At 44.9% G+C, this 20,774-nt stretch carries 26 protein-coding genes and 1 pseudogene; 14 read left to right on the forward strand and 13 right to left on the reverse strand.

Annotation, left to right across the window (positions count from 1 at the left end):
* The first annotated feature begins 321 nt into the window (after positions 1-321).
* Positions 322-1,158: an REP-associated tyrosine transposase gene (locus RDV63_RS01035; RefSeq protein ID WP_313907688.1), complete on the forward strand. Its 837-nt coding sequence runs from the start codon at positions 322-324 to the stop codon at positions 1,156-1,158.
* A 35-nt stretch (positions 1,159-1,193) separates the two neighbouring features.
* Positions 1,194-1,490 (forward strand): annotated as a pseudogene (locus tag RDV63_RS01040) (tyrosine-type recombinase/integrase); the annotation flags it as partial.
* A 47-nt stretch (positions 1,491-1,537) separates the two neighbouring features.
* Here the strand turns inward: RDV63_RS01040 and RDV63_RS01045 are convergent.
* Positions 1,538-2,218 carry a hypothetical protein gene (locus RDV63_RS01045; protein WP_313907689.1) on the reverse strand — a complete coding sequence of 227 codons (681 nt, stop codon included), beginning with the start codon at positions 2,216-2,218 and terminating at the stop codon, positions 1,538-1,540.
* A 239-nt stretch (positions 2,219-2,457) separates the two neighbouring features.
* Here RDV63_RS01045 and RDV63_RS01050 point away from each other — a divergent pair, with 239 nt between their 5' ends.
* From RDV63_RS01050 to RDV63_RS01075, 6 genes are all read left to right on the forward strand, one after another.
* On the forward strand, positions 2,458-3,039 hold the full coding sequence (locus RDV63_RS01050) for a transposase (RefSeq protein ID WP_313907690.1): 582 nt from the start codon (positions 2,458-2,460) through the stop codon (positions 3,037-3,039).
* Between the two features lie 327 nt (positions 3,040-3,366).
* Entirely contained in the window at positions 3,367-4,074 is a 708-nt protein-coding gene (fre, locus tag RDV63_RS01055; protein WP_313907691.1) for an NAD(P)H-flavin reductase, read from the forward strand.
* A gap of 134 nt (positions 4,075-4,208) precedes the next feature.
* Entirely contained in the window at positions 4,209-4,733 is a 525-nt protein-coding gene (locus RDV63_RS01060) for an RNA polymerase sigma factor (protein WP_132580841.1), read from the forward strand.
* Positions 4,726-5,229 (forward strand): hypothetical protein, encoded by a 504-nt coding sequence (locus tag RDV63_RS01065; RefSeq protein WP_132580839.1) that lies wholly within the window; start codon positions 4,726-4,728, stop codon positions 5,227-5,229. The genes RDV63_RS01060 and RDV63_RS01065 overlap by 8 nt, the downstream gene beginning before the upstream one ends.
* Before the next feature lie 10 nt (positions 5,230-5,239).
* Positions 5,240-6,214 carry a DUF4097 family beta strand repeat-containing protein gene (locus RDV63_RS01070; protein WP_313907692.1) on the forward strand — a complete coding sequence of 325 codons (975 nt, stop codon included), beginning with the start codon at positions 5,240-5,242 and terminating at the stop codon, positions 6,212-6,214.
* A 178-nt stretch (positions 6,215-6,392) separates the two neighbouring features.
* Positions 6,393-7,229 (forward strand): hypothetical protein, encoded by an 837-nt coding sequence (locus RDV63_RS01075; RefSeq protein WP_313907693.1) that lies wholly within the window; start codon positions 6,393-6,395, stop codon positions 7,227-7,229.
* Between the two features lie 267 nt (positions 7,230-7,496).
* Here RDV63_RS01075 and RDV63_RS01080 read toward each other — a convergent pair whose 3' ends face one another.
* Positions 7,497-8,819, reverse strand: coding sequence for a TonB family protein (locus RDV63_RS01080; protein WP_313907694.1), 1,323 nt, complete (start codon positions 8,817-8,819; stop codon positions 7,497-7,499).
* A gap of 150 nt (positions 8,820-8,969) precedes the next feature.
* Between RDV63_RS01080 and RDV63_RS01085 the strand changes: the two genes are divergently transcribed.
* Entirely contained in the window at positions 8,970-9,377 is a 408-nt protein-coding gene (locus tag RDV63_RS01085; protein WP_313907695.1) for a thioesterase family protein, read from the forward strand.
* Positions 9,378-9,470: 93 nt separating this feature from the next.
* Here the strand turns inward: RDV63_RS01085 and RDV63_RS01090 are convergent, their stop codons facing one another.
* The 9 genes from RDV63_RS01090 to RDV63_RS01130 form a co-directional block, all read right to left on the reverse strand.
* Positions 9,471-9,986: a DNA-deoxyinosine glycosylase gene (locus RDV63_RS01090; protein WP_313907696.1), complete on the reverse strand. Its 516-nt coding sequence runs from the start codon at positions 9,984-9,986 to the stop codon at positions 9,471-9,473.
* Positions 9,979-10,254 carry a hypothetical protein gene (locus RDV63_RS01095; RefSeq protein WP_313907697.1) on the reverse strand — a complete coding sequence of 92 codons (276 nt, stop codon included), beginning with the start codon at positions 10,252-10,254 and terminating at the stop codon, positions 9,979-9,981. The genes RDV63_RS01090 and RDV63_RS01095 overlap by 8 nt, the downstream gene beginning before the upstream one ends.
* Positions 10,255-10,473: 219 nt before the next feature.
* The gene (locus RDV63_RS01100; protein WP_313907698.1) at positions 10,474-11,172 is read right to left on the reverse strand and encodes a transposase; all 699 of its coding nucleotides are present in this window, start codon (positions 11,170-11,172) and stop codon (positions 10,474-10,476) included.
* A gap of 65 nt (positions 11,173-11,237) precedes the next feature.
* Positions 11,238-11,435: a hypothetical protein gene (locus RDV63_RS01105; RefSeq protein WP_313907699.1), complete on the reverse strand. Its 198-nt coding sequence runs from the start codon at positions 11,433-11,435 to the stop codon at positions 11,238-11,240.
* Between the two features lie 99 nt (positions 11,436-11,534).
* On the reverse strand, positions 11,535-12,308 hold the full coding sequence (locus tag RDV63_RS01110) for a hypothetical protein (RefSeq protein ID WP_313907700.1): 774 nt from the start codon (positions 12,306-12,308) through the stop codon (positions 11,535-11,537).
* Positions 12,309-12,407: 99 nt separating this feature from the next.
* Positions 12,408-13,181, reverse strand: a complete 774-nt coding sequence (locus RDV63_RS01115; protein ID WP_313907701.1) for a hypothetical protein — start codon at positions 13,179-13,181, stop codon at positions 12,408-12,410.
* Between the two features lie 99 nt (positions 13,182-13,280).
* Positions 13,281-14,054 (reverse strand): hypothetical protein, encoded by a 774-nt coding sequence (locus RDV63_RS01120; protein WP_313907702.1) that lies wholly within the window; start codon positions 14,052-14,054, stop codon positions 13,281-13,283.
* A gap of 3 nt (positions 14,055-14,057) precedes the next feature.
* Positions 14,058-14,780: a lipase family protein gene (locus RDV63_RS01125; protein ID WP_313907703.1), complete on the reverse strand. Its 723-nt coding sequence runs from the start codon at positions 14,778-14,780 to the stop codon at positions 14,058-14,060.
* Positions 14,781-15,018: 238 nt separating this feature from the next.
* Entirely contained in the window at positions 15,019-15,657 is a 639-nt protein-coding gene (locus RDV63_RS01130) for a HAMP domain-containing protein (protein ID WP_313907704.1), read from the reverse strand.
* A 639-nt stretch (positions 15,658-16,296) separates the two neighbouring features.
* On the opposite strand from RDV63_RS01130, the gene RDV63_RS01135 reads away from it, so the two are divergent.
* Positions 16,297-17,373, forward strand: a complete 1,077-nt coding sequence (locus tag RDV63_RS01135; RefSeq protein WP_313907705.1) for a sensor histidine kinase — start codon at positions 16,297-16,299, stop codon at positions 17,371-17,373.
* Positions 17,354-18,112: a LytTR family DNA-binding domain-containing protein gene (locus RDV63_RS01140; protein ID WP_313907706.1), complete on the forward strand. Its 759-nt coding sequence runs from the start codon at positions 17,354-17,356 to the stop codon at positions 18,110-18,112. The genes RDV63_RS01135 and RDV63_RS01140 overlap by 20 nt, the downstream gene beginning before the upstream one ends.
* Before the next feature lies 1 nt (position 18,113).
* Here the strand turns inward: RDV63_RS01140 and RDV63_RS01145 are convergent, their stop codons facing one another.
* Positions 18,114-18,764: a hypothetical protein gene (locus RDV63_RS01145; RefSeq protein WP_313907707.1), complete on the reverse strand. Its 651-nt coding sequence runs from the start codon at positions 18,762-18,764 to the stop codon at positions 18,114-18,116.
* Between the two features lie 159 nt (positions 18,765-18,923).
* On the opposite strand from RDV63_RS01145, the gene RDV63_RS01150 reads away from it, so the two are divergent.
* The 3 genes from RDV63_RS01150 (at position 18,924) to RDV63_RS01160 (ending at position 19,942) form a co-directional block, all read left to right on the forward strand.
* The gene (locus tag RDV63_RS01150) at positions 18,924-19,037 is read left to right on the forward strand and encodes a hypothetical protein (protein WP_313907708.1); all 114 of its coding nucleotides are present in this window, start codon (positions 18,924-18,926) and stop codon (positions 19,035-19,037) included.
* Between the two features lie 79 nt (positions 19,038-19,116).
* Positions 19,117-19,260, forward strand: a complete 144-nt coding sequence (locus RDV63_RS01155) for a hypothetical protein (RefSeq protein ID WP_163801597.1) — start codon at positions 19,117-19,119, stop codon at positions 19,258-19,260.
* Complete coding sequence (locus RDV63_RS01160) at positions 19,202-19,942, forward strand: IS5-like element ISSpu10 family transposase (protein WP_313907709.1); 741 nt, start codon at positions 19,202-19,204, stop codon at positions 19,940-19,942. The genes RDV63_RS01155 and RDV63_RS01160 overlap by 59 nt, the downstream gene beginning before the upstream one ends.
* A gap of 186 nt (positions 19,943-20,128) precedes the next feature.
* On the opposite strand, the gene ssb is transcribed toward RDV63_RS01160, so the two are convergent.
* Positions 20,129-20,758, reverse strand: a complete 630-nt coding sequence (gene ssb / locus RDV63_RS01165) for a single-stranded DNA-binding protein (protein WP_313907710.1) — start codon at positions 20,756-20,758, stop codon at positions 20,129-20,131.
* Between the last annotated feature and the right edge of the window lie 16 nt (positions 20,759-20,774).

The raw sequence follows: 20,774 nt of genomic DNA on the forward strand, positions 1-20,774 counted from the left end.
CAAAAAAAGAATTCATTGTAACAAATCTGACGAATCCCCACGAATGGCATAGACAAAGCAAATAGTTAGAGGCGAAGGGAACATTCATGGCAGTTCCCGATCAGATCATTCGCCACAACTCACAAACCATGAATGTAAAAACAATGCTCGCCGATTTCCTCTCATTTGTCACCCCCCAAAGTATGCATAAAGCCAGACTTTCTGCCCTAACTGCTGCTACACATAGCCTGATGAATCCCTCAGGGTCAGGTCTTGCTTTTTGCCTTTTCTGTCTGGTGCGCTACAGTTTATCGAATCGGCACATCATACGGAGCGTCCACTATGGCAAGACCTTTGCGGCTGGAATTTGCCAGCGCGCTTTACCATATCACCAGCCGGGGTAACGAGCGCAAAGCTATCTATGTTGATGATACCGATTTCGAACTGTTCTTAACGCTTTTGGGGAAGGTGTGCGAGCAGTATCACTGGGTGGTGCATGCCTATTGCCTGATGAGCAACCATTACCATCTACTGGTAGAAACACCGGATGCTAACCTCAGTAAAGGTATGCGCCAACTTAACGGTACCTTTACGCAGGCGATAAATCGAAAACACAAACGTGCAGGGCATTTGTTTCAGGGCAGATATAAAGCAATATTGGTAGATAAAGATGCCTATTTGCTCGAATTAAACCGTTACATTGTGCTAAACCCCATCAGGGCAAATATGGTGCGGGTACTCGATGATTGGCCATGGAGTAATTGGCATGCGGTGATGGGCAAAACGACTTCACCTGCCTGGCTGGTGACAGATGCTGTATTAGGCATGTTCGGCAAAACACGTAAAGCGGCCAGAGAGAAATATGAAGCCTTTGTGCAGAAAGGTAAAGATGTGTCTGTTTGGGATAAGCTCAGCAACCAAATATTTTTAGGCGATGATGACTTTGTACAATCCCATTTAGCATTAATTAACGAAACGGATAAGTTATCCGACATTCCGAAAAAGCAACTACGCAGCAAAGTACAATCGCTGACAGAGTATGAGCAACAAGCTGGCACACGTAATGAGGCAATTGCTGCTGCGTATCGCTCTGGCAGTTATACCCTTAAAGACATCGGCAGTTATTTTGGTTTGCATTACTCGCGGGTGAGTAAGATAGTGGCAAAAGGCAAGACCTGACCCTATATGCATTTTGCTCTAACCTACCAGAGCCAGATCAGCAGGCGCTATTTCTAAGTAAACAACATAAACGTATTAGTACCCGACATGTGCGTGAGCGCGTTCAATTTTGGGCTAAGCAGCAAGGGCTTAACCAGCATGTGCATCCGCATATGTTACGCCATTCATTTGCCAGTCATATGCTGGAGTCCAGCCAAGATTTACGCGCAGTGCAAGAGCTACTTGGCCATGCAAACTTAAGCACCACCCAAGTGTATACCCATCTCGATTTTGCCCATTTGGCTAAGGTGTACGATAACGCTCACCCTAGAGCGAAGAAGAAATCTAATTAAACTGCTACACATATTGCTGATACAACTTACTTCAAGACGGTCATACCTTATTGCGAGAACGTCAAATTACTAGGATCTTCAGTTTCAATAAACACGGCCTTAAGTACTTTGTTTCCGCTCTCGTCTCTCGTGATATTATAAAAACTATAATTGGTTTCAAATAAATGTAACTGTTTAAGCTCAACGTCGCTTGTATCATCGCCGACCATTAACATAACACCACAAATACGACCAGAACAGGCGTAGGATTCCTGATATATTGGTAATTTAGATTCTTGCAAAAAAAGCTGTAGTTTATTTTCACGAGATAATGCTCTGCTACTACGTTCCATATCTGTAATGCCAGATAAAAACTGATTAAAATCTGCACTTTTCATTGCATCAACAATTGCAGTCTGTATTACTGCGCCACTTTTGGTAAGAAAACTTTTGTTTAACGCCTCTTCCGACAAAAAGTTACTTGGTTTTGTGACCGAATCATCCCATACCCCAGTAGCATCATAAGTCTTCTCACCGGCATTTACGGCTTCTTGAAACGTATCAGTCTTTTTTAGAGATGCTGATTGATTTTTACTATTTGAATTACGAGTGCCTGATTCAACTTCAGTAAATACGCTATTTGACAATAAACCAACTTCTTCCAGTTTATCGCCCTCCTTGCCAATACTCGTTAACCAAATAATTGCTAGTACAATTACAACCAGAACCCCGACAACAGTTGATTTCATGCGTATTCTTCCATAAAGCAACAATAAGTATGTTGCTGCATTACAGCGCAAAATGAATATTAAGGCAATAATCACTATAAACTTATCAATTGAATATCATCGATTTACGTCGTAAATGCGGTTTTGAATACTCAACAATTTGGACCCATCGATAAATGGGGTCACGATAAATGGGGTCAGATAAAAATTAAGTAGGCTATGCTTAACCTAGCTTGAGATGGTTATGGTAAGGCAGCGTTATGGCAAGACTTCCACGAGTGCATTTAGCCGGTGTACCAGAGCATATTATTCAGCGCGGTAATAACCGTCAGGTGTGCTTTGCGAGTGACGATGATTTTGCAGCTTATGCCGATTGGCTGAAGGAATATTCAGAGGCCTTTGGCGTACATATACATGCCTGGGTAATGATGACCAATCATGTACATTTACTTTGCACCGCATCTGACAATAGCGGCATTAGTTTAATGATGCAAAGCCTTGGCCGGCGATACGTGCGGTATTTTAACCGGGCATACCAGCGCAGCGGTACCTTGTGGGAAGGGCGTTTTAAGTCGTGCCTGTTGCAGGAGGAGCAGTATGTAATGGCGGTGTATCGCTATATCGAACTGAACCCGGTGCGGGCAGGTATGGTTGACTCACCTGTGGAGTATCCGTGGTCGAGTTATGCTATAAATGCCCAAGGCAAGCAATCTGCATTGTGTCAGAGGCATGCCTGTTATTTAGCATTGGCAGATACCGCAGCTGAGCGGCAACAAGCGTATCGCGATTTGTTCAGGAGTGAAATAAGTGAAGATTGCTTGCTGATATTCGCAGTACGGTAAAAAGTGGCATGGCATTGGGTAATAATCGCTTTAAGCAAGAAATAGCAGCATTAACGGGCCGGCGGCAGCATTTGGAGCCAAGAGGGCGACCGAAGGCAAAGCAGGAGCAGAGATAATTATTATCTGACCCTAATTTTCCAGCAGTTAAACAGCGCGTCGATGATATTTGGCATACTTTGGGTATTACACTACCTGAACAACCTTAAACTAGGCCAGTAGCGGCATTTTACCTACTGTTGCTGGCCTTAAATTTAAGCGCTATAACATCTAATTGCGGTTAACTATATTTAATAACCTGAAACAACGTTTAATTTTTCTGAGAGCACTATGACCATTATTGCCTGTACTATTGATGCCATTGAACCTTTAACGCCCACGGTTAACCGCGTGCTATTAACGCCAACAACACCAATAAGCTATCAAAGTGGTCAGTACTTACAGCTATGCTTAACCGCCGACGATAAACGCCCCTTTTCTATTGCCAGCCACGCCGGTAGCCAGCAAATTGAGCTACATATTGGTGCAGCAGTGGTCGATAACTTTTCTAGCCAAGCCCTGGCCCATTTACAGCGGCTTTATGCTGCCAAGCAACCAGTACTAGCAGAAATTGGCTTGGGTGAAGCTCAACTACGTACCGATAGTAAACGGCCACTCATTTTATTAGCCGGTGGCACGGGGTTTTCGTATATTTATAGCATTGCCCAAACGCTCGCTAAACAGAATATTCAGCGCCCGGTTTTTGCTTATTGGGGCGTACGTGATGTTGAAGCGCTGTATCATCATCCAGAAATGCAGCAATGGGCCAGCACCAATCAACTCTATCAGTTTATTCCCGTCATACAGCATTCAACCCCAGAATGGCAAGGCAGAACCGGCTTAGTGCACCAAGCGGTGTTAGACGATTTTGCCTCCTTAGCTGAGTATGACATTTATATTGCCGGCCCCTTTGCCATGGCGGGCGTAGTGCGAGACGCTTTTTTACAACAAGGCGCAAAACGAGAGAATATGTTTTGCGATGCCTTTGCGTATATTTAGCCTCATTTAACTGGTTGCCATGACGCAGCCAGATTATCCGATAATAAAAAAACTTAACTACGTTTAAACCTTTCGCTTTATCCTGCCGACTAACCTGACAGTTCATACAATAACTTGGGTAATTAAGGGCGTTTATGGCAATGGATATTGCGCAGGCAGTTACAGCTGCGCAAAAAGGTGACAAACAAGCCTTTTACTACCTGTACCAGCAGTATATCGGCCGGGTTTACGCTATTTGCTGGCGCTTACTAGCCAACAAGCAAAAAGCTGAAGATGCCTGTCAGGATATTTTTATTAAGGCATGGCAGCAACTAGCAGAATTCCGTGGTGATAGCAGTTTCGCTACTTGGCTACACAGTATTGCCACCCGCACCGCTATTAATATCTGGCGCCAAGAAAAATACCTGCGCTTAACGGACAGCAATGACGAGCAACCGGAGCTGGCTGAGCAAGCAACAATGTGCAGCAGTGAAATGGCTCCGCTAGAACAAGCCATACAACGCTTGCCCACACAGGCCCGAGCCGTATTTGTCTTGTTTGCTTTGGAAGGTTATCGGCACCAAGAAATAGCCACCTTGCTGGGTATAGCCGAAGGTACGTCTAAAGCACAATATTTCAGAGCCAGACAGTTGTTACAGGAGTGGTTAGCAGATGAATGATCAACAACTTGATAACGCCATTAGCAAGCTAGCAGCGCACATAGCCGTACAACGTGATTTATGGCCAGATATCGCCGCTCAGCTTGAAATAGCACAACCCCCACAAACCATAGCGCAACCGCCAAATACCATTAAATCCACACGCGGATATTGGGGGATTGCCGCCATGCTGGGGCTACTGAGTGTATTTGGTTGGCAAGCCCTATCACCCAATACAACCATTACAGCGGCTATGCCTACTGCAGAACTAATTTTACTGCAGCAATATGAACAACAAAAAGCTACCCAGCTAAGTCAGATAGTGGCCGTAGCTGAAGGCTTTGATAACTGGCAACAACAAATACGGGTATGGGATCAAGCAATAACCCAAGTACGCCAAGCGTTAACATTTTATCCAGATGAACCGCTGCTGTTAGCACAGTTACAACGTTTATATCAACAACAGCTGTCTTACCTGCAACAGGCGACAGTACAACAGCCTTTAATAATAAGTTAGGAGATAATACATGAATACAATTAAAAAAATTTGGGCCTTTAACCTTGTCAGTTTAATGTTGTTAGGGTTTAGTCAACTGGCCTTAGCTGATACCCGTATAGCTGTAAATGAAAGCCGAGCGGTAAGTGCTAACGAAAAAATTTATATAGAAGTGATGAGCGGTGAAATAACGATTAATGCCGTAAGTAATAGCCAGTTTAAAGCCAGCGGTAAACTAGATGAAAATGCCACTGGCTACACTCTGGATAGCAAAGGAGGCTTTACCCGCTTTGAAATGACTATGCCACGCCAGGTTAATTACAACGGGCAAGACCACGCCAACAGCGCAAAACTAGACTTTGCTGTGCCAACAGGCAGCAGCATTGAATTTAAAAGCGTAAACGGCGATGTTACCGTAAATAATATTCACGGCAGCAGCCAAATTAGTATGGTAAACGGTGATATTACAGCTTTTGACTTACGCAATAGTGTAAAACTAAGCACAGTAAATGGCGAAATTAAAATCAAAAATGCCAGCGGCACGGTAGAGCTAAGCTCAATTAACGGCACAATTAACGACGAAGGCTCCAGCGGGCGTCTGAGCTATGACGTAGTTAACGGCAAAATTAAGGTTAAAAGCCGCGCTGAAGAAGTAAGTGTCAGCACCGTAAACGGCGATGCCGAATTAGAGTTAAATGGCACTAAACACCTAAAGTTAAACACCGTAAACGGTGAAGTTGGCGCCAAATTAACAGGCTCAGCCAATCCACATGTCAGTGGCAGCAGCGTAAGTGGTGATATTAAATTAGAACTGGATAACAATGCCAGCGCCCGCATCAATATTAAAGCCTCTGCTGGTGGCAGTATAGACAACAAACTAAGCAGCGACAAAGCCAGTAAAGCAAAATACGGCCCAGCGCGTAGCCTGCAATTCACATTAGGCAATGGTGATGGCAGCGTGGAACTAAGCACAGTAAGCGGTGATATAGAGCTGAAGAAGTTATAAGCCGCGCTAATTAATAACATTTTTATTATCCAAAGGCTGCGAAAGTGGCCTTTGTTATTTGCAGCATTTTTTAACACTGGCTCTGAACATTTAACGCTTATTCAGTGTTTTCCTACCAATGCTTAAGTTTTATCCATTCTTGCCGATAACAGTGAAAACATTTATCTGGCTATCAGTTATGGTTTCATCTATTCCAACTAATCGCATATTGCAGGCTTATAAGGCAGGCAATAAAGCTGCTAATAGCACTTCGCAACAGCCTGAGCAGCGCGGCCATGCGGAAGCCATGCCAAAAAACAATGAATCTGTCCAGGTAAGTCTGAGCGAAGTTGCTTGTTCAAAGTTGGCTTTATCTAAGGCGGTAAGATCCAGTATGGATCAGCAACAGCAAGCTAAAAAAGCTAGAGCTCGCGAACGCGTTGCTGAGGTTAAAATGCGCATTGATCAGCTAAAAAAAATGCTGATGATGTTTGGTAGTATGGCATCTAAAGCCCTTATACGAGAGTTAAAACAGCTGGCTGGTGAATTAAAAGGGGCAGCTAAAGATTTGCAAGAAGGAGGGACAGCCAGTAGCTCAGCATCCGATATGTCATTTACAGCGCACCCTGATAATATGGAAAATACAGCAACAGCAGATGCAAGCGTTCCCGTAGTTGATGTACCAACCGAACCCAAAGTAGAGTCAGCTTTATCTGATGAAGCTGAAGCCGTTGAAGATAGCAACGCAGAAACAGAAACCGCAGACAAAGCCGCAAATTTACAGCAACCAACACCGGAGGCAGATAGTAAAATAGAACAACAGCAACGCCAAGCTGATCAACGGCTGCTGCAAGATGCCGTCAGAGAATTACAGTCACTGTTTAATATGCTAAAAGCCATGCTGCCTAAAGGCGATAAAGATACCGAAAAACAACTGGCCGAGATCAGCTCGCTGATTGAGGATACTAAGCAATCAGCTCAGCAACTTTCTACCGACTTTAGCTTAGGAGCTGTTCAGATTCAGGTTCAAATCTAATTATTATTACACGCTAGGATAATAGATGTATCATTCCCCCTCTTCATAAGAATAGAAATTAATACGTACAATTTACACTTATTACGCTTTATTAAATTTACAGAATGGGTCACGTTTATCATGCAGCATAAAACCCTAATTAAAGTTCGTGGTTATCATTTAGATATCTATCAACAATCAGTGTTTTGTGATGCCTTTGCTTATATCTGATCTGAAAAATGCCCATAACGGGCACTTTTAATAAAATAGAGGTTAACCGCTGCAGGGCTACATAAATTGTTTTTTCATCTCAGCTGCTAGCTTATAATTTTTTGCTAATGCTTGCTCTAACAGTTGCATGCCCTGCTCACGCTGGCCATCGATAAGCAGCTTACTGCCGGCCCACGCCATTACCTCAGCATCTTGTTCGTTCAGTAAATAAGCTTCCCATTGCTTATCGTATGCGGCCATAACTCGCTGTGCTTCAAGGCTGCCATTCTTTGCCGCTTGCTCCCACCAAAACATACCCGACATTGCTGGTGACACTTGTAAAGATGGCATTACCCTAACTTTTCGATGTCCGTCAAATAAGGTGTAAGTAGACACATTATAAACGTCTGTTGTAATTTTACCTTTTAACTTTAAACCAACTAGGCTTTCAACTTTACTTTTAGGTTCAACATCAGCTGATATTTGCTCGGTAATAGTGCCGTCTGCAGCAACACGCACTAAGGCTCTACCTAAAAACCCGCTAAAATCGGCTTTAACCTCTGCTTGGTTTTTAAACACCGAAAAATCAGTTGTTGCTGTCATTGGTAGTTCGGAGTCATATCTATAAAGATTACCACTTTGGATATCGACCAAAGATAATAAAGTACCTAAGGCAAATTGATGGTTAGGTGAACCGCTAACGGCATAATTCCATAAGTTATGTTTATTAACTACTGCCTCTACTGCTGATACGTCAACCCCACCAGATAACGAAAAGTCTAGCCTAACATTTAACAACTGTTTTTGATTGCTAGGTTCATAGCGCCAGCGTTTAATAGCCTTTATTGATGCTCTTTCAAATACACTCTTCGGATAAGCATCTACTGTATCTACAGCGGTAACCTTACCCTGCTCATCCACTAAAAAGCGGGCTTTAACATAACCAAACTGGCCAGCCATAGCGGCGGTTTTAGGATAATCTGGCGGTACTCGTTTAATTGGCTGTGGCGTGCTGTCGGCGCGAGTATTATGTAAATTGGTATCTAATATTTTAACACTCTGCTTTAGCTCAATAAAAAAGTCGTTTGCCTGCTCTAGCTGTTGCTCGCTTGCTGCTTTTGATACGCTGAGCAACAATGATTTTGCTTGTTCATGCTTTAATTCCGCAGCTAACATAAAGTAGCCTAAAGCTTGCACGATATTTTGCTCTTGGCCATCGCCTTGATAAGCCATAGCACCGAGGTTAAATGCTGCTAATTCATTACCTAAGGGTATTAACTGTTGAAACTGCTGTTGAGCCTCAGCAAAGTCTTTTTGTTCATAAGCATTTAACGCATCTAGCATATCAGCTTGGGCAACACTGCTGCCAAAAGCGAGCATAAAAATCCATTTTTTCATCATATATTCTCTATTTTTAGTTATCAGTTATAACGCCAAATAAAACATCAGTGCCTTATTAACAAATTAACAACGTATAAGCAATAAATACCATCTGGTATGGCCTGTTTGTTTGTGCGAAAATCAGGCTTTGAAAATTAACTGAGTATAGTCATGCCGCATAAAACCCTTATTAAAGTTCGTGGTTATCATTTAGATATCTATCAACATGTTAACAATGCTCGTTATTTAGAGTTTTTAGAAGAAGCACGTTGGAGTTATTTAGAAGACCACGGCGATATCGTGTGGTTTGCTGAGCAAAAATTGGCTTGGGTAATTGTAAACATTAATATTAATTATCGAGAAGCGGCAATAGTAGGCCATAGTTTAGAAATTCAAACCCACTTTAGTAAAGTTGGTAGTAAAAGTGCAGTAATTCATCAAGCTATTTATATTGCCGGCACTAATAAATTGGTTGCCGACGCGGATATTACCTTTGTTTGCTTAGACCAAAAAACCGGTAAAGCCGCAGTGATTGAAGGCATGTTAAAACAGCGACTTGAACAGTATATATCAACCTAAGTGTTTAAATTGCTGATAGCTGCTGGCTAGCTAAATCAATATCAGTACTCTCTGAGCTACTTAGCTGAGGTTAATTCCGCATGTGTGCATTAATTAATTTTTAACGATAAATGACTTAAGCTGCTGCCACTGCGCTAATTTTTCTGGAAAACCCATAGCCGCATGTGCTGGGCTGGTAGACGGTAATTGAAACAATATCAGTTTTGCTGGCAGCGGCTGCTTTGAAAGCACGTGCCGGTTAAAACTTTGCCACGCTTTAGCACCATTAAACGCTATAACCTGCAAATTAGGCTGAACGGTAAAGAAACTGGCGAAGTCATTAACTTGTTCATTACGAATCGCGCTGTCTAAACTACCACTACGCTGGCAATGGCCTATTACGTCCCACAACGCAACGCCTGCGGCATTTAAGGCCTGTAACTTAGCAGAGTAACTAGCCTCAGCAGAAAAGCCGACAAGATTAGCCATTATTGGCCAAAACAGATTACGAGGGTGGGCATAGTATTGTTGCTGCTTAAGCGACACAGTGCCAGGCATACTGCCCAGCACCAACACCTTAGCTGTTGATAAACTGCTTGCTGCTAAGCCAGTTAATACGGTATTAGCCAAGCCGAGGCTCGTATTGGCGGGCTTTATGCCACGCTATTTCGGCTTGTTGCGGTTCGCCCTCTTGCTCGGCTAAATAAGCTAATAAGGCATAAACATAACCATTGCTGGCGTGATCTCGTAACCAATGTTGTGCTTGTTTGCGCAACTTAAGTACTGATTTCCCTAATGGAATTTTACGAAGGTAAGGCAATACTAGTGGCAACTCGTCTAACTGTAGCTGACTAACCAGCAGCTTTTCAGCGGCTTCATTTTGGCCGCTTTGTGCCATTGCCCAAGCGCGACCAACATTAGCTGCGGTAGATTTAACCTTGGGGGTCAGATCCAGTTGTTACCACTGCGCAAGGCTACGTGATTTTTTCATGGTTATCTCCTCATTGAAACGAGGAAATAGCCTAAGAGATTTGTTGAGTTACTGGCAGGTGCACTTTGCTAGACGCTTACATAATAATAGGGGCAGTATGCCCCGATAATTAGGGTCAGATCTAATTTAAATCTGCTTTCGCCACCCTACCGGCCGTCCCCTCTGCCCCATTTGCTGCCGCCGTCCTGTTAAATCGGCAACTTCCTGCTTAAACCTGTCATTACCCAGCGCCATACCACTTTTCGCCGCACTGCGAATGTCACTTAACAAGGCTTCATTGACTTCGCCTTGGAACATATCACGATAGGCTTGCTGCCGCTCAACCTCAGACTCTGCCAAAGCCAGATAACACGCATGTGGCTGGCACAACGCAGATTGCTTACCCAGTGCATTAATAGCGTAGCTGGACCAAGCATATTCCGCAGGCGAACTCACCATTCCTGCCCGTACCGGGTTCATTTCTATATAGCGGTAAACCGCTAAAACATAGTGCTCTTCCTGCACCAGACAGGATTTAAATCGCCCTTCCCATAACGTACCACTGCGCTGGTAGCGCCGGTTGAAATACTGGACGTATTGCCTGCCCAGGCTTTGCATCATCTGGCTAATACCGCAGTTGTCTGACGCCGTACATAACATATGTACATGGTTGGTCATAAATACCCAGGCATGAATGTGTACACCAAAGGCATCCGAATACGCTTTTAACCAATGCGCATAAGCTGCAAAATCTTCGTCATCCGCAAAACACACCTGTCGGTTATTACCGCGCTGAATAATGTGCTCTGGCACTCCGGCTAAATGAACTCGGGGCAATCTTGCCATAGCTGAGTCTCAGGTTACTGATCGATGGCTTAAGCTTAGTCTATTTAATTTTGATCTGACCCCGTTTATTCTTGAGCAGGATCCAGGCCGAAAATCTCCGCAAAACGGTGGTTATAAAACATTTGGTCGTTTAGCAGCGAGTACTGCTTAGGGTCGTGCTGGCCTTGCTTAACCTGCTGTTTAGCGGAGGAAAGGTTAGCGGGTTCGGGCTTAGAGCAACTTATACCGGCTAATGCAACCAGCAGTAGCAAGACAAAACGCATACGTTAACCCCAGTTAATCGGTTGGGTAAATTCGGGCTCTGCTGCTATTGGCAGTGTTATGCGTGCTGTTAGTATTGGTTGGGGGTCCATACTGATGGTCTATTCTTGCCGATACGGTTGGTTTAGTACGGGCGTCAGCTCGTCCGGTACACGAACTCGGAAAAACAGTGTTGGGTCGTAGTTTTCTGTTGAACGTGCTGCCAGATCCTGTTGTGGAACCATGATCTCTGCGCTGGCTGGTTTATCTCCAATATACAGGAAGATGGCAAAAGGCGCGTTAAACAAACCACCAGCAAGTTCTAGAGCGGTAACGCCTGAAACCATGTTTCGTTTGTAACGGTTGAGGGTACTTGTTGTCGCCTTATCTTCAATATCACTGCTTAAGAAGATCCGGTTATAAAACTCAGAATAGGTTTGCTGCCACATACTCTCAGTCTGTAAAGGCGCAGTATGAGGAAAATAGCGGAAACCGGAGCGGACAAAAGATTCATAATTATATAAAGTGCCCTCATTCCGCAGCAACTGCACTGGTATATTGTCATCCAAAAATAACTGAATTTGTTGTGCAGGTAGTTTATCTTTATATTCATGCGGCTCATACATTTCATAAACAGCTTGTCTATTGGCAAATACAGTCCAGTAAATACGAATGGCCAGCACACCGGGGTCAAGCTCTATGGCTTGAGCAGGATCCAGGCCGAAAATCTCCGCAAAGCGGTGGTTATAAACCATTTGGTCGTTTAGCAGCGAGTACTGCTTAGGGTCGTGTTGGCCAAGTTTAACCTGCTGCTTAGCTACATCAAGGTTAGCGGGTTCGGGCTTAGAGCAACTTATACCGGCTAATGCAACCAGCAGTAACAACACAATACGCATACGTTAACCCCAGCTAATCGGTTGGGTAAATTCGGGCTCTGCTGCTAATGGCAGTGTTATGCGTGCTGTTAGTATTGGTTGGGGGTCCATACTGATGGTCTATTCTTGCCGATACGGTTGGTTTAGTACGGGCGTCAGCTCGTCCGGTACACGAACTCGGAAAAACAGTGTTGGGTCGTAGTTTTCTGTTGAACGTGCTGCCAGATCCTGTTGTGGAACCATGATCTCTGCGCTGGCTGGTTTATCTCCAATATACAGGAAGATGGCAAAAGGCGCGTTAAACAAACCACCAGCAAGTTCTAGAGCGGTAACGCCTGAAACCATGTTTCGTTTGTAACGGTTGAGGGTACTTGTTGTCGCCTTATCTTCAATATCACTGCTTAAGAAGATCCGGTTATAAAACTCAGAATAGGTTTGCTGCCACATGTTCTCAGTCTGTGAAGGCGCAGTATGAGGGAAATAGCGGAAACCGGAGCGGACAAAAGATTCATAATTATATAAAGTGCCCTCATTCCGCAGCAACTGCACTGGTATATTGTCATCCAAAAATAACTGAATTTGTTGTGCAGGTAGTTTATCTTTATATTCATGCGGCTCATACATTTCATAAACAGCTTGTCTATTGGCAAATACAGTCCAGTAAATACGAATGGCCAGCACACCGGGGTCAAGTTCAATTGCATTTGCCGGGTCCATGCCGAAAATCTCCGCAAAGCGGTGGTTATAAACCATTTGGTCGTTTAGCAGCGAGTACTGCTTAGGGTCGTGTTCGCCAAGTTTAACCTGCTGCTTAGCTACATCAAGGTTAGCGGGTTCGGGCTTAGAGCAACTTATACCGGCTAACGTAACCAGCAGTAACAACACAATACGCATACGTTAACCCCAGCTAATCGGTTGGGTAAATTCGGGCTCTGCTGCTATTGGCAGTGTTATGCGTGCTGTTAGTATTGGTTGGGGTTCCAAACTGATGGTCTATTCTTGCCGATACGGTTGGTTTAGTACGGGCGTCAGCTCGTTCGGTACACGAACTCGGAAAAACAGTGTTGGGTCGTAGTTTTCTGTTGAACGTGCTGCCAGATCCTGTTGTGGAACCATGATCTCTGCGCTGGCTGGTTTATCTCCAATATACAGGAAGATGGCAAAAGGGGCGTTAAACAAACCACCAGCAAGTTCTAGAGCGGTAACGCCTGAAACCATGTTTCGTTTGTAACGGTTGAGGGTACTTGTTGTCGCCTTATCTTCAATATCACTGCTTAAAAAGATCCGGTTATAAAACTCAGAATAGGTTTGCTGCCACATACTCTCAGTCTGTGAAGGCGCAGTATGAGGAAAATAGCGGAAACCAGAGCGGACAAAAGATTCATAGTTATATAAAGTACCTTCGTCACGTAGTAGCTGCACCGGTACACTGTCCTCCAGAAACAACTGAATACGCATGCTTGGCACATGTTCCCAGCGTTCATGCGGTTCATATAAGGTAAATAACCATTCTTGATTAACAAACACGGTCCAGTAGATACGAATGGCCAGCACACCGGGGTCAAGCTCGATGGCTTGAGCAGGATCCAGGCCGAAAATCTCCGCAAAGCGGTGGTTATAAACCATTTGGTCGTTTAGCAGCGAGTACTGCTTAGGGTCGTGTTGGCCAAGTTTAACCTGCTGCTTAGCTACATCAAGGTTAGCGGGTTCGGGCTTAGAGCAACTTATACCGGCTAATGCAACCAGCAGTAACAACACAATACGCATACGTTAACCCCAGCTAATCGGTTGGGTAAATTCGGGCTCTGCTGCTATTAACTTAACTAAACCTTCCATGCTATGGGCGCACAAAGCGCGTTGCCCTGCTTGAGTAACACCTAATGCCGGCGATACCCGGCCTGCCAGGCTGATATTGCCGCATTGGTTATTAGCAAGTGTGCGGGTGCTGCCGGCAATGCGTGCACCAGTTCCCACTGATACGGCATCGTGCTCACTACGGATATGCAGCACTTTTTTAAAATCATTGCGGTAACCACTTAAACGGGCCCGGTTAATTAAATTACCTATTAAGCCAAAGTTAGAAGCGGTAGCGGCCCTTAACATACCTGGTGCATTAAAGGTGACTAAAGGCAAAGGTGAACTATGTTTAGCTGATAATAATGCGGCTAAACCGCCACCGAGTGAATGACCAGTAACATAAAAGTTCTCTGACTTTACCTCTGCCTCTCTAACGGCAAGACTAAGTGCATCACGGGCTGGCCGGAACTGGGCGGGCTTCACTCCGGCAAAAATCCCCAGATCATTGGGAATATCGTAGCGTAGATCATCAGTGCCACGTACGGCAAATATAGCTGTATTGTCTTTTTTAAATAGAGCCGCAAAAAAACCAGATTTTTCTCTTGGAAACCGTTCAATAAGGTCAAACCCATTTACTTGAGGGACGTTTTCATACACAGCATTGCAGCATTTTGCTAAATCTAGTACCGAGGCCATTACTATTCCTTGTAAGGTGAAATTTAGCGAATGATATTTTTCTTTGGTTTTGTTGTCAATTTATTAATTTATTGTATTAAAAAATGAGGCGTTGTTTGTGGGGTACTATAAGGCGATTATCAGGATTTGGTCTTTATCGTTTGCCTGTGCGCTGCCTGCAAAACAGGCGCTTAGCAGAAGTAATGTTAGCTTAGAGCGGGCGTGAGCGTTTTTTGGTATTACCCCGAAATAATTGGGGTCAGATCAAAATTAAACAACTGAAATTTCGAAAGTTTAATTTTGATCTGACCCCGTTTATTAACTGTTGAATGCCGCGCGCCATATAGTTAAACGCCTTGGTCACGGCAATAATTTCGGTAGAACCTTTATGCTCAGGTAACGGCGGTGGAAACTCACCACGGCCAACCTGCAACGCAGCCTGCTGCAGGCTTTTTAGTGGCCGGTTTAACTGGCGGGCAAACAACCAACCACCGCCTACGCTTAGCACGCCTATCATCAGCAAATAAAACGTCAGTGGCGAAAAGTCAGTTTCGTCCAGCCCGCTTAACGGCACCTTTACCCAATAATGCGGTGCCTGCGGCGGTCGCACCCAAAAGGCATAAGACTCACCCTGGGCTACGCGCACTTCAGCATCGCCCTCCAGCTCTTTTGACATTAGCTCAGAAAAATAGGCGTAATAAATGGCCTCATCTAAACCGTGCTGGCGCGCCTGTTGCTCGCTATACACCTCTATACCGGTGGCTTGTTGAAAGCGCGCAGTAAGTTCGCGCGACAACACGGATTGTGGGTAGCCGACATCAATAAATACCACCCGTATTTGCTTGGCAATTAAGTGGTTAATTTGCTGAGTAGTGGGCTTAATAACGTAAAACGCCACCGACAGGTAAGACACCAGTTGGTTGATCAACAGCAATAAGCCAATTAAAAATACCGTTTGGCCAAATAATAATTGGGGTCAGATCAAAATTAAATAACTGAAATTTCGAAAGTTTAATTTTGATCTGACCCCGTTTATTAAACCGCAGCAGCGAACAAGATAAGCGAGATTAGGAGAAAGCTCGAACCTTCTTCTGCCATCTATAGCAGCGGACATGATAAGCGAGATTAGGTTTGCCCTAAGCCAACCGTCTATGCCCTGGACGGGCGTTGACAAATTCGTCGGGAACGAATTTGGACAGCTCTGCTGGCCCGTAAGGGTGAATGTCATGGACGACATTCACAAACAGCCCCCAGGGATGGGTTCACGGCGTGTTGGCGTGGGCAAACCGGTTCGAGCTAAACACCTAATTCAAACCTGCATAGCCTCAATACAAGGACGAACAACATGCCCCACTTCACCCTACCCGATCTCTGCGACGCCCACGCCGACTGCATTCGCGTTGCCGAACCTATGTTTCACAACTACGGTGATAAAGCCGCTTTGCCGATACTAATGGCACGTTTGTTGATGCTAACTTATTGTCATAACTACTGAAAGTGGTTACCATCAAACCATACTACCTAATTGGAATACAACTTGCCGGCCTTGTTGTTAAAAACCAGCTTAAAAACACCACTGCTGTTATCTGCGCTAGTGTTGGCGACCTTACTCTATGGTGTGATGAGTTTTAGCCAGAATTTTGGCGAGAATCAATTCTACAATCCTCTTGAGCATCTGATGTTTGTGCTCTATGTGCTTAGCAGTCTGGTTTGTTGTTTGCTCAGCCAACGGTTACTCAAATCTACACAGCCACTTTTAGATTGGCTGAATGCCAGCCGCTTTTTTCTGTTAAGCTCAGTGCTGCACACCTTGATTTGTTCAGTGCTGTTCTTACTGCTCAGGCTACTTTCTGATCTATGGTATGGCCGTTCCCTGGCTTTACCGTCGTGGATGGCGCTGGCTGCAAATGCATTATTTGCTTTGCTGATGATCCATCTGCTGGTACTGGCGCTCTATCTTGCTTACAGCTATCTGCAACAATTGCACAATGCCAAGCTGCAGCAATTACAAGCCGAACGCCAGGCTGCACAAGCTCAGTTTAAATTGCTACAGCAACAGATCACACCGCACTTCCTGTTTAACAGTCTGAACGTGTTAACGTCATTAATCAGCGCAGCCCCAGCCCTGGCCGAGCGCTACGTCACATTATTTTCCAGCTTGTATCGCTTTGTGCTGCAACACAAAGACAGCATTTTAATACCGCTACAGCAAGAGCTTAGCTTCATTAATCAGTATCTGGAGTTAATGAATATCCGTTTTGCCGGAGCCTACCAGCTTGTAATTGTTCCTGAGCTTGAGGCATCTAACGCCCAGATAGCGCCAGGGGCATTACAAACCTGTGTTGAAAATGCAGTTAAACATAATATCGCCAGCCCACAGGCACCACTAGAGATCGCCATTTCGCTACAGCAGGGTATGCTACAGGTAAAAAACCCATTACGCCCCAAAGTGGTATCTGTGCCAAGTGGCACCGGGCTGTGCAATCTGGTGGAACGCTATCAGTTACTGACAAGCCAGCCCGTGCAGGTTGAAAAAACAGCAGACGAATTTAAGGTAATAATACCGTTGCTCAGGCAAGCCGATGGAGGCGATGATGCGCATCTGGATCGTTGAGGATGAACCCTGGGCAAAAGAACGCTTGCAGTCCATGTTGCTGCGGTATGATGCCGGCATAGTCGTTGAACACTGCTTTGATAGCGTGCAGGCACTTAGTAATGCCCTGACAGAACAAGCACATCCTCAGCTGATTTTATCTGATATTGAGCTGTTAGACGGCCAGGTGTTCCAAGCTTATCAGCAGCATCCGCCCAGCTGTGCGCTGATTTTTACTACCGCTTATCAGGAGTATCTTCTGCAAGCCTTTGACAGCTTTGGTATTGGTTATTTACTCAAACCGTTTGACGACACACAGCTGGCCGCTGCGCTGAATAAATTCCGGCAATTGTGTCAGCCGGCAGAGCAAACCGGAGCTTTGCAGCAGGCGTTGCAACAATTAGCCCCTGCCACCACGGCCTATAAAACGCGCTTATTGGTAAAACGCGTTCAGGGCATGGAACTGTGCTGGGTAGAGCAATTAAGCTGCATTTGCCTGCAGCTAAGCGGCCTGGTGGCGTACGATCGTGACGGACACAGCTACCCGCTATCGGAAAGTTCGTTATCGGCGCTGGAGCAGCAACTGGATCCGCAGCACTTCTTCCGCTTAAACCGCACTGAAATGGTGGCATTAGCTGCTATCACAAAAATTATTCCATCCGGTAAAGACCGGCTGGAAGTGCGGCTTAAGGGGTGCGCAGAGCCACTGGTATGCAGTGCGCAAAGAACCCCTTTGTTTCGTCGTTGGCTGGAAGGCTAGCTTAAGGTGTGGCACTCTCTTCAGGCAACTGCAGCACAACATCACCCTGTGCATTGAGCAGTTGAATACGCGCATTATCATCAGGGTCAACCACCAAACGGATCCTTGGTTTGCCCTGGGTATCATGCAGTGACAGCTCTGCATGTTTGTTGGCCGTACCCAGCCTTACTCTGGTGCTACCGGCAGAACCATGCTGTAGCATATCTTTATCGGCATCCAGCCGATCCATCACCACAAAATGCGCAGAAAAAGCATCATCAGTTTCAAATTTATTAAAGCCTATCGCTTCTGAATTCTGATAATCAAAAATCATCATATTGGCTTTCACATCGCCCTGGGTTGCAGTAGCTATACCGCCGGCTTCACTTCCGGTGCTGTCGTAAAACACTACACCCGATGGCATAACAGAGCGTGGCACCTCTAACGGCTGGCCATTGACTATTGGCGCCGGGAAATGATCGCGGCTGGCAATAACCATAGCTTGTTGCCCCGCTTCGTCCAGCAGGTTAATTCTTTTCACGTCAATCTGTTGAAATTGCTGCCGGGCAGGTGCGTTGAATTGATAGCTAATCAAACCAATCAGCGCCAGCGCCTGTAAACCGTTGCTCAGGCTAAGCCAGATAATAGAACGGGGAGTTTTTAAGATGGTCATGCTAAGTTCCTTACAGTGTTATTCCGGTATTGGATAACCAGACTGTAAAACTGCCAGCAAGCAACGAACAGCCAAAAACCTGCCAACGTGGAAAACAAAGCAACGACTATCGAATTTTCCAGGTTGAGTATTCAGCCAGTGAAAACCGACTAACACGATTTGAGTGATATCAATGTCACGGTGACTTTTGCCGGGGTAGATTTTATCCCCGGCCAGTTTGTCTATGCGGATAACAACGGTGTGCTGGTGGCAACTAAGCAGTTGGTGGTTTAAATAGTCGTAGGCTTTAAGCGTATTTTCCTTAATAATCAGGTATAAACATGTTTTATGCTTAAAAGGATTTTACTAGGGCTTGTTGATCTTTCGTGATGGATTATTAGACAGCATGATGGGCTGGTATAATTACTTTCGCCAAAAACTAACCATGACAACCCATCATGCCAAGAACAATGTTAACAGACGAGTACTGGTCAAAGCTAATCAGATTGATGCTTAAAACGGGCCGCGTATATGACAAGCCCGAACACAGAAATACTTTCGAAGGCATTTTGTATCGGATGCGGGTCGGTTGCCCTTGGCACGATGTGCCAGAAGCTTTTGGAGATTGGAGCGCCATCTACCGGCGTTTTAACCTGTGGTCTAAAAAAGGCATTCTAATGCAGCTATTCGCAGAGTTAAGGCAATTGGCTGATTTAGAGTGGGAATTTATAGACGGCAGCATCGTCAAAGCGCATCAGCATGCGACAGGTGCTCGCTCAGAAGATAAAGAAGCGATTGGGAAAAGTCGTGGTGGTAACACGACGAAAATCCATATGGCAGTGGATAGTTGCGGCTTGCCAATAGATTTTATTGTGACAGGCGGTGAGGTTCATGACAGTAAAGCAGCCATAAAATTACTAAAACAACTGCCTGATGCCGAACACGTTATCGCTGACCGGGGCTATGATAGCGAGAAGATACGAGAGCAGATCCGAGAAAAAAAGGGCGTCCCTAACATACCGCGAAAGCGTAATTCGAAGATTGGTAATGGCGATATTGACTGGTGTCTGTACAAATATCGCCATCTGGTTGAGAACGTGTTTGCCAGGCTAAAACATTACCGCTCAGTAGCAACAAGGTATGATAAATTAGCCCGGAATTATGCAAGTACACTGGCCTTGGCTTGCTGCCTTATATGACTGCCAATGTGGGTTGGCTGAATTATAAACAGCAAAGATCAACAGGCCCTAGGTAACCGCGTAAATTTACAATAAGTTTTAAGCCAGCATTACTGACACAGCTAACACCGGTAAACTAGCTAAAAAAACAAAACCCTGCAAAGCAGGGTTTTAAAGTTTTATATTCTACGGATTCGCAACTATTCCTCAAAACGGAATATCATCATCAAAGTCGATATTTGGCTCTACTGGCTGTTGGCTTGGTTGTTGCGCAGGTTGCTGATAGCCACCCTGTTGCTGTGCTGGTTTTTGATAACTTTGCTGTGGTGCAACTTGTTGCGCTGGCTGCTGGTAACCGCCTTGCTGTTGCTGATAACCACCTTGTTGCTGCTGTGGTTGGCTTGGCTTTTGGTAGCTGCTTTGTTGCTGCTGAGGGGCTTGTTGTGGCCTTTGGTAGCCACCTTGTTGTCCGCCCATACCGCCTTGCTGCTGGTTATCACCACGGCCGTCTAACATTTGCAGTTCGTTAGCAATAACTTCTGTGGTGTAACGCTCAATGCCGTCTTTATCTTGCCATTTGCGGGTTTTTAATTTGCCCTCAATATAAATCTTGCTACCTTTGCGTAAGTATTCACCAGCAATTTCAGCTAAACGATTGTAGATAACAATACGATGCCATTCTGTTTGCTCTTTTTTCTCATTAGTCGCTTTGTCTGTCCAGCTTTCTGATGTGGCAACCGTTAAATTTGCTACAGCACCACCTTGCGGCATATATCGCACTTCGGGATCTTGGCCTAAGTTACCAATTAAAATAACTTTATTTATTCCACGTGCCATCTACATTCTCCTAAAA

The organism is Rheinheimera sp. MMS21-TC3 (assembly GCF_032229285.1).
In the GTDB taxonomy this organism is placed as follows: Bacteria; Pseudomonadota; Gammaproteobacteria; order Enterobacterales; family Alteromonadaceae; genus Alishewanella.